This is a genomic window from Roseburia rectibacter (assembly GCF_014287515.2).
GTDB lineage: Bacteria > Bacillota > Clostridia > Lachnospirales > Lachnospiraceae > Roseburia > Roseburia rectibacter.
Window position 1 is genome coordinate 2811165 of the sequence record NZ_CP092473.1, and the last position, 12762, is coordinate 2823926.

Genomic DNA, 12762 nt, shown 5'->3' on the forward strand with positions numbered 1-12762 from the left:
TTTCAGATCCGTTTGTCTACCAGTTTTTTTACTCTATTGTCTGATAATATGTCAATTACGCATTATTATATATAGTTATCTGTCTTTTTATTTTATTTTTGTTTCAAATCATATTTATACAAACAATTACATAAAAAGAAGATGCAAAAAAATTTCATTAATTTTTCTGCATCTTCGCATTTTTACCAGTTTTATTAAATTGTGTCTAAATTGCATCTGTGTATTTTTTCTGTTTTTGGTAAATCCTACGCTCTTATGTATCGTATCCGCGATTGCCTGCACAATTCCATCTCCCGGATTCGGGATCAGCCGCATGTTCAGTGACATCGCAGTCCCCACTCCGGTCAGAACGATCGCAAGCAGCAGAAACAGGAATCTGCCCACATAACTTCCGGCAAAATGATCCGGATAAACGTCAGACGGATATCCAGTTTCTGAGCATGCATCATGTTTCCTGTTTCGTTTCTCCTGTTTTGTTTTTGTTTTTCTGGACGTTTCCCTCCAGTGTTTTTTCCTCACAACTGTACAGGGCACCATTATCAATGTCAAGTGACAGAAGAAGCATAGAATCTTTCAGGTAGTGTGTCATTTTTTCCTGCAAAAGCGGGACAACGTCTTCCCTGTGTGTACATTCGTTCCAGTCCGGATGTTCGTCCTTGTCAACTGCAAATTCAACACCATAGGTGTCATCGATCACAATTCCCTTTTCATCATCCACATAAAAGGCTGCGAAATCATATTGGGCAGTCCCTTGCATTTCATAGGTTGTGCTTATCAAAAGATAGTCCAGGTTGTCCTTTTTTGAAAGACATATCGTTCCATTTCCTGCATGCGACAGGTGAAAGTTTCTGCTGATAAATCTCGGATAACGTTCATATTCTCTATCTTTTGTTCCGCGATAGACTTTCACATAACATCCATATGAACTGTTACTTACAACATCATCTACTGTTGCATCCGGCTCACCGCCATATCCGACTACTGAAACCAGATCTGCGATTCCATCGTGTGTGATGTCTGCAGTCGTTTCAAATACAGGCACCTCATAGGCATCCTTCCCCGGATAATCTGAATTATAATAGTTTCCCTCTTCCCCTAACTGACCGATATCGCTGTATGTGGAATAGACATATTCCTGATTCTCCACGACATATTTTTCTGTCTGTGCATCAGGAGCATTTTCTGTTTTCTTCGCGTCTTCTGCTTCTTTCTCATTTTCTTCCAATACTGACGTGTTTGAAGCAGCAGAATTTTCTATTGTTTTTTTACTGCATCCAGCAAAACACTCACTTGCAAATACAACAGTAATCATCGCCATGACTAATTTATTTTTCATTTTCCCCACCTCATAACATACTCTTTTTCGTTTGTATCTTCATCTGTTTCTTCCGCCTGAATCAGGAAATTCTCCCTCTGATAAAAGTAAATTGCATGCACATTCTTTTCGTATACACATAAACGCAATTCGGTTTTTCTGCTTTTTACATAATCCAGCAGATATTTTCCAATTCCCATCGATTGTGCAGATTCTTTCACAAACAATCCCTCGATATAGCAATCATTTATTCCGATAAAACCATCTATCTGACCATTTTTTCCCTCTTCATATACATATACTTCTGCTTCCGGCAGAATTTGTTTTACCATTTCATACTTGCTGGTCCAATATGCCTTTGTGATAAAGTTATGCGCTTTGATGTTTGTCTCAAGCCATATCTGCATAACAGCAGATATATCCTTTTCTTCCATTTTTCTTATCATAGCTTACTCCCTATTTACTTTTGTCTTTACGCACTGCACAGATATCTTTTTATCCGCTCTCACAAAAAGTTAATTTTCAGAATCATTTACATATGAAACATTGATCTGTATCAGTTGTTCAACCTCTTCTTCATCATATGTTTTTCTAGCAAAAAATGGGACTCATTGGCTGCTCATTTAGCGTCCGTGTCCCATTTTTTTCTCTTACTATTTATTTTCCTGTTTATGCCACTCATTCAAAACCGCCTCCACCTGTGCGATCAACTGCTCCTTATCGGGAATATAGGAAACATAGCACGAAGCAAAAATATTATTAGACAGACCGCCTAGTGCATATTCTGCTGCTATACTGTCCTTGTCCGTACAAAGAATAATGCCAATCGGTGGATTATCATGTTCGTCATTTATTTCTGCGGCATAATAATTCAGATACATATTGAGCTGTCCAGCAGCTTCTGGTGTCAGTTTGGTAGTTTTCAATTCCTTTTTCTGCGAGAGCAAGCACTGTTTTTTTGTTTGTTTTTCCCTCTGATAATAACAGCCTTTCATAGAGAGACGTGGAAATCTGCCACTTTAATTCCCGTATCGACCACCCGGAGTTGATAGCTTCCTTTTCCATATTAGTAAATATCCGCGCACTTTTTCTTCAGTCTCTCTCATCAAATCCCACATTCTTCTTCCACCTCCAGAATCCAACGATTACAACACCAGCCACAACAAGCATCCCCGCCGTAAAGCCAATCCCTTTCGCATCCGCCGCATAGCCAAAGGACAGCCATCCCGTCTCTGCACGCACAACTGCCACGGTATTCGCTGCGATATGTCCTAATACCGGTACATAGAAAAATCCTGTCTTTTCATACAAAAACGCCAGCAGACATCCTAACACTGCCGCATATAAAAACTGTACCAGATTCACATGCACCAGTCCAAAGATCAGTGCAGAACAAATGACTGCAGGATACACACCAATCATAAGTTTTAATCTCTGATAAACCACTCCACGGAACAATAATTCTTCTGCAATCGGGATCAGAAGACAAGAACCAAGGAACTCGTAAACTGCTGTTCCCGCAAAAAATGCCTGATTTGCAGTCTGGAACCCTTCAGATGCCTGGATGAGCGGTGTCATTGCAATAATATTGTTGACTGCAATTCCAAGTGCAGCTACAGATACAACCGTCACTGCAATATTTATAAACTGTTCCCTGCCCATATTAAACTTTCTTTTTCCATAAACGGTATCACGTACGTTCTGGTCTGCCATATAAAATTTTAATATAACCGGGATCGTAACCGCCGCACATACAAGCTGACGCAGCATATACGTCTCATTCGCAGTACCAAGAAGCATCTCCAGTGCAAAATAGCAGAGACTCGATACTACATAATAAAGTCCGATCGGATAAAGGATCTGCCAGATCTGGTAACCTTTTGTCTGTTTCATCGTTTGGTTCCCTTCGTGTCACGTCCTGCAGTACGCAGGCGGTTTAATGCTACCTCTTTGCCTTTTACCTCAACATTGACCGAATCTTCTGCATTCAGCAGATAAATGGCAGTAAGTGCATCGCCTGCACCTAATTTCATGCCACGCACTCCGACCGCTCCCTTTTTCTTTTCCGGGATACTTGAAATATCAATTCTGAGGAAAAAGTCTTTTTCAGACTGCATCACAAGTGTTTCTTCCAGTGTAAGCGCCTGTACAAAGATCAGCTCATCACCTTCGTTTAACTTTGTCGCGGCTGTGGTACGTTTTGCTACATCAAATTCACTTCCATCCACAACTTTTAACATTGCAGATTTTGTTCCAAAAAGAACCTGTGACCGGCTGATTGCAGCAAGATTCGTGATATAGACAAAATTTTCCTCGCTGCTGTTATAATTACTTAAGTTATCGATCGGCGTTCCCTTGTCACGGAATTTACCATAAGGAAGATCTAATACCTTTAACAGATGCATCTGTCCCTTATTTGTAAAAATGCAGATTTTATCCGTATTTTTGCAGGTTAAGATATAGCGGTTTTCCGTATTCGCTGCCTCTTTATTTCTCTCATAAGTTGCAACATCCACAGTTTTTGCATATCCAAAACGATCCATCAGGAATACAACATCCATTTCCTCGATCTTCTTCTCTTCAACAACCGCTTCCTCCAGGTTATCGATCACCGTTTTTCTTGGTTTTTCATACTCTTTCTTAAAATTCTCTAACTCTTTGATGATAACTTTTGCCATAGCTGCACGGCTGCCTAAAATATCCTCATATTTTGCAATATTTTTCAGCGTCTCGTCATGGTCTTTTAAAAGTGCTTCCAGTTCAAGTCCGATCAATTTCTGCAGGCGCATCTCGAGGATCGCTGTAGTCTGTCTTTCTGTAAAACGGAGTTTTGCCGCCTCACGCTTCGACTGTTCGGATTTGAAATTGATGTTATCCGTGATGCCATCCGTCAGACATGCTCTTGCATCCTTTACATTTTTACTTCCACGCAGGATCTCAATGATCAGATCAATGACATCGGTTGCCTTGATAAGACCTTCCTGAATCTCCTTTTTATCACGTTCTTTTGCAAGAAGTGTCTGATACTTGCGTGTTGCAAGTTCATACTGGAAATTCACATGGTGACGGATGATCGGAACGATTCCCATGGTTTCCGGTTTGCCATCCGCTACTGCTAACATATTGACGCCAAATGTATCTTCCAGTTTCGTTTTCTTATAGAGAAGATTCTTTAAATTCTCGATATCCGCACCTTTTTTTAATTCCAGAACAATACGGATTCCTTCTTTCGAAGACTGGTTTGTAATATCAACGATATCAGAAGTTTTCTTTGTCTCAACCAGATTATAGATATCATTTAAAAACTTTCCGATATTCGCACCGATCATGGTATATGGAATCTCGGTGATGACAAGACGGTCTTTTCCGCCTTTTCCCTTTTCCACTTCTACCTTGCCACGGATCTTGATCTTGCCCATACCAGTTGAATAGACAGCCATCAGCTCGTCCTTATTTGCAACGATACCGCCTGTTGGGAAATCCGGTCCCGGTATATACTGCATCATCTGCTCTGTGTTGATATCCGGATCTTTCATATATGCGATCACACCGTCAATGACCTCGCCAAAATTATGTGGCGGAATGCTTGTCGTCATACCGACAGCGATTCCCTCTGCTCCATTCAAAAGCAGATTTGGCACTTTTACAGGAAGTACTTCCGGTTCTTTTTCTGTCTCATCAAAGTTCGGGACAAAATTTACTACATCTTTGTCTAAATCTGCCAGATATGCTTCCTGTGTGATCTTCTGTAAACGTGCCTCGGTATAACGCATTGCAGCGGCACCATCACCTTCGATAGAACCAAAATTACCATGCCCGTCCACAAGCGGCAGACCTTTTTTAAAATCCTGTGCCATTACAACAAGTGCATCATAAATAGAGCTGTCACCGTGCGGATGATATTTACCCATCGTATCACCAACAATACGCGCACATTTACGGTACGGCTTGTCGTAACGGATGCCCAGTTCATACATATCGTAAAGTGTTCTTCTCTGCACCGGCTTCAAGCCGTCCCTCACATCCGGCAGCGCACGCGCAATGATAACACTCATGGCATAATCAATATAAGATTTCTGCATCAGTTCCGAGTATTCTGTGCGGATAATCTGTTCTTCCTGATTCATATCATACTCCATTCTGTCATAATAAGTTTTCGGCTGCTATCCACATTTATCAAATGAACGGCAGTCATTCACCTTGTCAGATATCAAGTGCTGCGTCCTGCGCGTGTTCGTAAATAAACATCTTGCGCGGCGGCACATCATTTCCCATCAAAAGTTCCGTGATATCAGATGCCATACGTCCATCTTCGATCTCAATACGTTTTAAGATCCTCGTTTCCGGATTCAATGTCGTCTCCCAGAGCTGCTCCGCATCCATCTCACCGAGACCTTTGTAACGCTGCAGAGTAAAATTGCTCTTATGGTTCCTGCGGTAACGTTCCAATGCCGCATCGTCGTAAAGGTATTCTTCTTCCCCTTTAGACGGGATCGCTTTGTACAATGGCGGCATTGCCACATAGACATGTCCCTCATAGATCAATTCCGGCATGAAACGATAAAACAGTGTCAGAAGCAGTGTGGAAATATGTGCTCCATCGACGTCGGCATCTGCCATGATGATGATCTTGTCATAGCGCAGTTTCGTGATGTCAAAATCATTGCCGTATCCTTCGGAAAAACCACATCCAAATGCATTGATCATCGTCTTGATCTCTGCATTTGCAAGCACCTTGTCAATACTTGCTTTCTCAACATTTAAAATCTTACCACGGATCGGCAGAATTGCCTGAAAATTACGGTCACGCGCCGTCTTTGCAGAACCTCCCGCGGAATCTCCCTCGACGATAAATATCTCACAGATCGACGCGTCCCTGCTCTCACAGTTTGCAAGCTTTCCGTTGGAATCAAAAGAGAATTTCTGTTTTGTCAGAAGATTCGTCTTCGCACGCTCCTCGGTCTTGCGGATCTTTGCCGCTTTCTCCGCGCAGGAGATCACGGTCTTTAATACCTCTAAATTTTTGTCAAAATAAAGCTGTATCTCATCCCCGGTCACTTTTGCCGTGACACGCGCTGCATCCTGATTGTCCAGTTTCGTCTTGGTCTGTCCCTCAAAACGTGGATCCGGGTGTTTGATGGAAACGATCGCCGTCATACCATTACGGACATCTGCTCCGGTAAAATTAGAATCCTTTTCTTTTAAAATCCCAAGTTCCCTCGCATAGGAATTGATGACAGTTGTAAATACCGTTTTAAATCCGGTAATATGCGTACCACCTTCTGCATTAAAAATATTGTTACAGAATCCCAGAATATTCTCATGGAACTCATTTGTATACTGAAATGCAGCCTCAACTGTGATTCCATCCTGCTCACCTTTAAAATAGACCACATCGTGAAGTACCTCATTGTTTTTATTCAGATCTTTGACAAAACCAATGATTCCTTCCTCCTCATGATATACGATATGCTCCACTTCCGGCCCGCGTTTATCCTCATAAATGATCGTCAGTGCCGGATTTAAGTATGCTGTTTCATGCATACGGCTCTTTACTTCATCTTCTTTAAATCTTGTCTTTTCAAAAATCTCCGGATCTGGGAGAAAGTTGACTTTTGTGCCTGTTTTTTTCGTTTTTCCAATGGTCGGAAGTAACCCGTTTTCCAATTCGACCACCGGAATACCACGCTCATAACCATCATGATGGATATAGCCATCTCTGCTGATCCAGACATCCATATGTGTCGATAATGCATTTACAACCGAAGAACCGACTCCATGCAGACCACCGCTGGTCTTATAAGCGGAATCATCAAACTTTCCTCCTGCATGCAGTGTCGTATAAACTATACGGGCAGCCGAAACTCCCTTTGCATGCATGCCGACCGGAACACCTCGTCCATTATCCTCCACGGTACAGGAACCATCCGCTTCTAACGTTACATAAATCGTATCGCAGGCTCCCGCAAGATGTTCATCCACCGCATTGTCCACGATCTCGTAGATCAGGTGATTTAAACCTTTCCGTGAAACACTGCCGATATACATTCCCGGTCTTTTTCTTACCGCCTCAAGCCCTTCAAGAACAGAAATACTGCTCTCGTCATAGCCGCCTGTCTTTGCCATTTCTTTCTTCCCTTTCCTGCTAAATCTATTCCTTATTTACCAGATAACCTTTGTATCTGCTTCAAATTTCTATCTCTGATCCGTATCCTGACGTTTCGCATACTGCATATGTGAAATAACCATCAGTGCAAGTTTGAATGTCATCGCATCATCAAATTTACGGATATCAAGTCCAATGATCTTTTCTAACCGCTCCAGACGATACACTAAAGTATTTCTGTGTACATAAAGCTGTCTGGCTGTCTCTGATATATTAAGGTTGTTTTCAAAGAATTTCTGTATCGTTGTTGTTGTCTCTTCATTAAAGATATCCGGTATCTCATCACCGAACACCTCATGAATAAACATTTCACACAGACTCATTGGAAGCTGGTAGATCAGACGTCCGATGCCGAGATAACGATATGCGATCGTCTCCTTTTCCGCATAGAAAATCTTCCCGACCTCAAGCGCCATCTTTGCCTCCTGATAGGATTTTGCAATATCCGGCAGATTATTCACCTGATTACCGTAACCGACTCTTACACGCACCATCGCCTCCGTGTGCATATTATCCACGATCATATCGGCTAACTTCTGTAATTCATCTTCACTTTTGATGTCACGTACATCTTTGATCAGCACAATACTCTGCTCGTCCACTTCTGTCACATAATCGCGCATTTTGGTTGCAAAGAGATTTTTTACAAGTTCCACTGCTGTGGAATCTTTTTTATCTTCCAGATCGATCACATAAACCACACGTTCCGCCTGCTCAATATGAAGTTTCTGCGCCTTATTATACATATCTACGACTAACATATTGCCAAGCAGGATATTCTGCATGAAATTGTTCCGGTCAAACTGTTCCATATATGCCGCCGCAAGATTCCTGATCTGGCAGACTGCTAAACGCCCTACCATATAAGCATCCTCTGCCTGCGACTTTGTCAGCAGAATATATTCCACCTCGCCATCCACGATAACTTTAAAAAAGTGATATCCTGAGAGCATCTGGCTCTCTGCCATGGAATCTGCAAAAGACGTGATCGCATCTTCTAAATCCTCCTCCGGCTCAAAGGTTGCCGCAACCGGTTTTCCTTTTTCTGTATAAAGTGCAAGATCAATTCTCGATATATCTTTTATCTCATCAAGTGCTGTCTGTATTTTATGGTTTGAAATCATAATCTGTTTCCTTTCCGATATCTCCCCTTCGTCTGGTTTACATTCATCATCTGCTTTACAATTTCAGCCTCACTGACGAACAAAAACTGGGTACATCACTGTACCCAGTTTTATTTTAAATGATGTTCTGTTTAATTTTACCGAATTAGTTGGTAATTGTCAATTCTGTTTCTTTGTCGAAAACATGAATCTTCTCAGGATCAATAGCAAGTTTGATGTGATCTCCCATACGTGCTGTTGTTCTTGAATCAACTTTTGCAGTCATGCTTGTGCCTGCTGCTTTGAAGTATAATAATACCTCAGAACCTAATAACTCGTATCCTGTTACATCAGCCTCGAATGCACAGTCTTTGTGTGCTTCGATCTCGATCTCGGAATCACCGATATCCTCTGGTCTGATACCCATAACAACAGTCTTTCCGTTGCATCCTGCATCTGCAAGTTTCTTTGCTTTTGCTGGTGGTAATACGATTGTTGTGTTATCAAATGTAAGAGATACTTTGTCTCCCTCTACTTTACATTTTGTATCGATGAAGTTCATCTGCGGAGAACCAATGAATCCAGCAACGAATAAGTTATTCGGCTCATTGTATAATTTCTGCGGAGAATCAACCTGCATGATAACACCATCTTTTAATACAACGATTCTGGTACCAAGTGTCATAGCCTCGGTCTGATCATGTGTTACATAGATGATAGTTGCTTTTAATCTGTTATGTAAGGAAGCGATCTCAGAACGCATCTGTACACGAAGTTTTGCATCCAGGTTGGATAACGGCTCATCCATAAGGAATACCTTAGGATTACGAACGATAGCACGTCCCATAGCAACACGCTGTCTCTGTCCACCGGATAAAGCCTTTGGCTTACGATCTAACAATTTCTCAAGGTCAAGGATCTTAGCTGCTTCCTCAACTTTTCTCTTGATCTCATCCTTCGGAACTTTTCTTAATTTTAATCCGAATGCCATGTTATCAAAAACTGTCATATGAGGATACAGAGCGTAGTTCTGGAATACCATTGCGATATCTCTGTCTTTTGGCTCAACATCGTTCATGAGCTTTCCGTCGATATAGAACTCACCAGAGGAGATTTCCTCAAGTCCGGCGATCATACGAAGTGTAGTAGATTTACCACATCCGGATGGTCCTACGAAAATGATGAATTCCTGATCTTCTACTTCAAGGTTGAAATCCTTAACAGCTTCAAAACCGTTAGGATAAACTTTGCAAATGTTTTTTAATGATAAACTTGCCATTGGTCTAAATACCTCCTGATATTTGTGTTTCGTTATTTGATAAATATACTATACAAAAAAGATGCAAAAAGCGCCATATGTCTCCTACACAAAGAATTTTTGTTTTTCTTGTAGGATGTCACAGTGCTCTGTGCATCTTTTTCCTTTTTTCGTCAAACTGACGGCTTTTTTATCAAAAACTGTACAGATTGACGGATACAGATGTTCTTCTTTTTTATAAAAAGTTTATTTTATGATCAGGCATAATCATTTTTTACGGATTCGGTGAAGCTGCGGTCTTAATACAAGTTCCGGAATTACGATTCCCTCCCGCTGCTTTAGCACATATTCCACTGCCTCTGCCACTTCTTTCGGGGTGAGATAAGATGCTTTTTCTTCTCCAACTGTAAAATCCGCATTCCGGTACAGATTTGTTTCAGTCATATCCGGGTATATCGCAGTCACTTTAACCCCATATTTTCTTGCCTCTTCAAATAAACTTGCAGAAAATGCTGCAAGTCCTTCCTTAGTTGCAGCATAAGCACATCCATGCGGACTTGGCTGTTTTGCCGTAACAGACGATATATTGATGATATAACCGTTATTTTTCTTCAGTGTCCGTAAAAGCTGCTGTGTAAGGATCAATGGTACTTCTAAGTTCACGCGGACCATTTCCTGTATCTTCTTTGGATTCAGTTCTTCATGAAGTCCATAGTAAGCTGCCCCTGCATTATTGACAAGGATTTTTACTGTGTGTTCCGATGTGATCTGTTTTACGATGGCACACAGTTTGTCCGTATCAGTCAGATCACAGATGATGGGATGGAATACACCCACATTTTGTTCTGTTTCCACTTTTGAATCAAACCTGCGCCCGATACCAAATACATCATATCCCAACGCACATAATTTTTCACTGACAGCGCGTCCGATACCGGATGAAGCGCCTGTTACAATAGCTGTCTGTATCATACTATCCCTTTCTCACGACTCCCACCGGAAAATCTTATCTTCCGGCACATATTGCAGAAGTTTACCGGTCAGATAGTGTTCCATCTGTTCTGTCAGCTCTTTTCCATAATGATACACACCGCCATCATTCTGAAATGGAAACTGTACCACCGCAGAATAAGGTTCGCTTTTTCTCATTTTTTTCAAATAATCCTGTGATACACGGAAAGAACCGACACTGACATCAAAGATCTGATCCATCGGTACTTCTTTTGCAACAAGTTTTATCATTTCATCATACTCCTGCTGCCAGTCTGGACAGTATATCATCGGATCAAAACACAGACGCACCGGAAAGCCTTTCTGAACCGCCCCTGTTACACAGGAAATACGCTGTTTTAACGATGGCGTATTATGCTCATACTGTTCTGTAACACGCTGTGGTGATAATGTAAATGCATAAATAATATTTTCATCCGGAATAAGGCTTTCAAAAGATTTTTCATTCGCTGATTTCGTGCGGATTTCAATTTTAAGCGGATTCGGTGATCTTTTGTTTTCTTCCAGTACAAAATGTTCCCATTCCCTGACGTAACCGGTCACGGAATCGAACGCTAAAAGATCCGTATCATAGGACACACACAGATATACCGGATGCTCTGACAGCATCTGATGTAGTTCTTTAAAAATATCTTCTATATTAACAAAAATTACAATATTAGCCGAAGGGTACATTCCTTTTAAGTAGCAGTATTCACAATCGTAAATACAGTTCATCATGCAGGAAGTATAATAAAACCAGGTATTCCCAAAATTCTGGCACACCGGGGCGCCCTGATAGATCAGACTGCCTGTCTTTTTCGCCAGGATCAGGTTCTGCGCATGGTGCTGTTCCTCATAATCCTGTCTGCGTCTGCAGAATATATCTTTATAATGTCTGATATATACAACTTCTGCATTTTCAAACCGTGTGAGGATCTTCTTTACCCGCGGATGATCTGCTATTTCTTCTTCCACATAAATATGAGAAAAAAACGGATTATAATAATTTTCGTCCAAGTTCTTCAAAACAGCGTTTCCCCTCTCTTTTATCCCTGCAGGGCAATTTCCCGCTCTGATACATTTCGCTGATAACCCCCTGATAATCAATCCCCGCAAGTGAAGCATATTTTAACTGCTGTTCCACCGAAGCACGCATCACTGCCGAGCAGTGCATATCGGTGCTTAACCGCTGCGCAAATTCTGATACTTCGCTGGCTTTTTTTTCATACTGTGATCTTTTCATTTCACCAATCTTTACCAGTTCATCCAGATAATGACTGATTTTTGCAACTACACCTTCAACACTTTGTCTTAGCACTTCTGCTGACATATTCTGTACATTTCCATCATCTGTCACAATTTTCAGGAATGACATCTGATGCGGTCCAAAAAAATATGCCCCGGACTGATACACGGCTGATGCTTCCATATCATACAAAAAACTGTCTGATACGCTGTTTTTTGCAGATGTTTCATATTTTTTTATGAATTTCATCCTGTCTTTGACGCAGTAAGCCACTGCTCCTGTTATAATCTCTGCTTCTGTAAAAGGATGTCTGTACAAAATATCCGGATAAAACGTTCGTCCCGTCACATGTTCTGTAATCTTTTTACACAGATATATCTTTTTTTTAGATTGATATCCACTATCATCGGGTACATATACTCCATGTTCTCCACAGGATATCCACGCACAGGTTCCGATATTTACCAGAAAATCCTCCGGTTGTGGAGTTCTCTTTGTGCAGATTCGCATCACCGCAGCCGCTGCCGCATTCATTCCACATCCTGTTACTGTGAGCAGAATATTTTCTTCCTCATCAAAAAAGACAGGGAAACAAGTTTCATCTGTCTTTTTTTTCAGTCCATATTCACGAATCAATGGTTCTGCCTCATGGTACAAGGCACAAAATATATATATCATCTT

Annotated in this window: 12 protein-coding genes; all 12 read right to left on the bottom strand. The window is 41.3% G+C overall.

Annotated features, from left to right (window positions below; genetic code table 11):
• Positions 1 to 126 precede the first annotated feature (126 nt).
• Positions 127 to 384: a hypothetical protein gene (locus H8S51_RS13095; RefSeq protein WP_186899179.1), complete on the bottom strand. Its 258-nt coding sequence runs from the start codon at positions 382 to 384 to the stop codon at positions 127 to 129.
• Positions 385 to 445: 61 nt separating this feature from the next.
• A complete protein-coding gene (locus H8S51_RS13100) occupies positions 446 to 1336 on the bottom strand; it encodes a hypothetical protein (protein ID WP_186899095.1) in 891 nt (296 codons plus the stop codon).
• Positions 1333 to 1761, bottom strand: a complete 429-nt coding sequence (locus H8S51_RS13105; protein ID WP_186899094.1) for a GNAT family N-acetyltransferase — start codon at positions 1759 to 1761, stop codon at positions 1333 to 1335. The genes H8S51_RS13100 and H8S51_RS13105 overlap by 4 nt, the downstream gene beginning before the upstream one ends.
• Before the next feature lie 207 nt (positions 1762 to 1968).
• Complete coding sequence (locus H8S51_RS13110; protein WP_330414594.1) at positions 1969 to 2241, bottom strand: PDDEXK nuclease domain-containing protein; 273 nt, start codon at positions 2239 to 2241, stop codon at positions 1969 to 1971.
• A gap of 166 nt (positions 2242 to 2407) precedes the next feature.
• Entirely contained in the window at positions 2408 to 3208 is an 801-nt protein-coding gene (locus H8S51_RS13115) for a CPBP family intramembrane glutamic endopeptidase (RefSeq protein WP_118209205.1), read from the bottom strand.
• Positions 3205 to 5454, bottom strand: coding sequence for a DNA gyrase/topoisomerase IV subunit A (locus H8S51_RS13120; protein ID WP_118209206.1), 2250 nt, complete (start codon positions 5452 to 5454; stop codon positions 3205 to 3207). The genes H8S51_RS13115 and H8S51_RS13120 overlap by 4 nt, the downstream gene beginning before the upstream one ends.
• A gap of 64 nt (positions 5455 to 5518) precedes the next feature.
• Positions 5519 to 7441: a DNA gyrase/topoisomerase IV subunit B gene (locus H8S51_RS13125; protein WP_186899093.1), complete on the bottom strand. Its 1923-nt coding sequence runs from the start codon at positions 7439 to 7441 to the stop codon at positions 5519 to 5521.
• A gap of 69 nt (positions 7442 to 7510) precedes the next feature.
• Positions 7511 to 8605 (bottom strand): PucR family transcriptional regulator, encoded by a 1095-nt coding sequence (locus H8S51_RS13130; RefSeq protein ID WP_118209207.1) that lies wholly within the window; start codon positions 8603 to 8605, stop codon positions 7511 to 7513.
• Between the two features lie 145 nt (positions 8606 to 8750).
• Positions 8751 to 9863: an ABC transporter ATP-binding protein gene (locus H8S51_RS13135; RefSeq protein ID WP_117919554.1), complete on the bottom strand. Its 1113-nt coding sequence runs from the start codon at positions 9861 to 9863 to the stop codon at positions 8751 to 8753.
• A 246-nt stretch (positions 9864 to 10109) separates the two neighbouring features.
• On the bottom strand, positions 10110 to 10814 hold the full coding sequence (locus tag H8S51_RS13140; protein WP_118209208.1) for an SDR family oxidoreductase: 705 nt from the start codon (positions 10812 to 10814) through the stop codon (positions 10110 to 10112).
• Between the two features lie 12 nt (positions 10815 to 10826).
• Positions 10827 to 11861 carry an SPL family radical SAM protein gene (locus H8S51_RS13145; protein WP_186899092.1) on the bottom strand — a complete coding sequence of 345 codons (1035 nt, stop codon included), beginning with the start codon at positions 11859 to 11861 and terminating at the stop codon, positions 10827 to 10829.
• Positions 11833 to 12759, bottom strand: a complete 927-nt coding sequence (locus H8S51_RS13150; protein ID WP_117919548.1) for a hypothetical protein — start codon at positions 12757 to 12759, stop codon at positions 11833 to 11835. Before H8S51_RS13150 ends, H8S51_RS13145 begins: the two co-directional genes overlap by 29 nt.
• Positions 12760 to 12762: the final 3 nt, after the last annotated feature.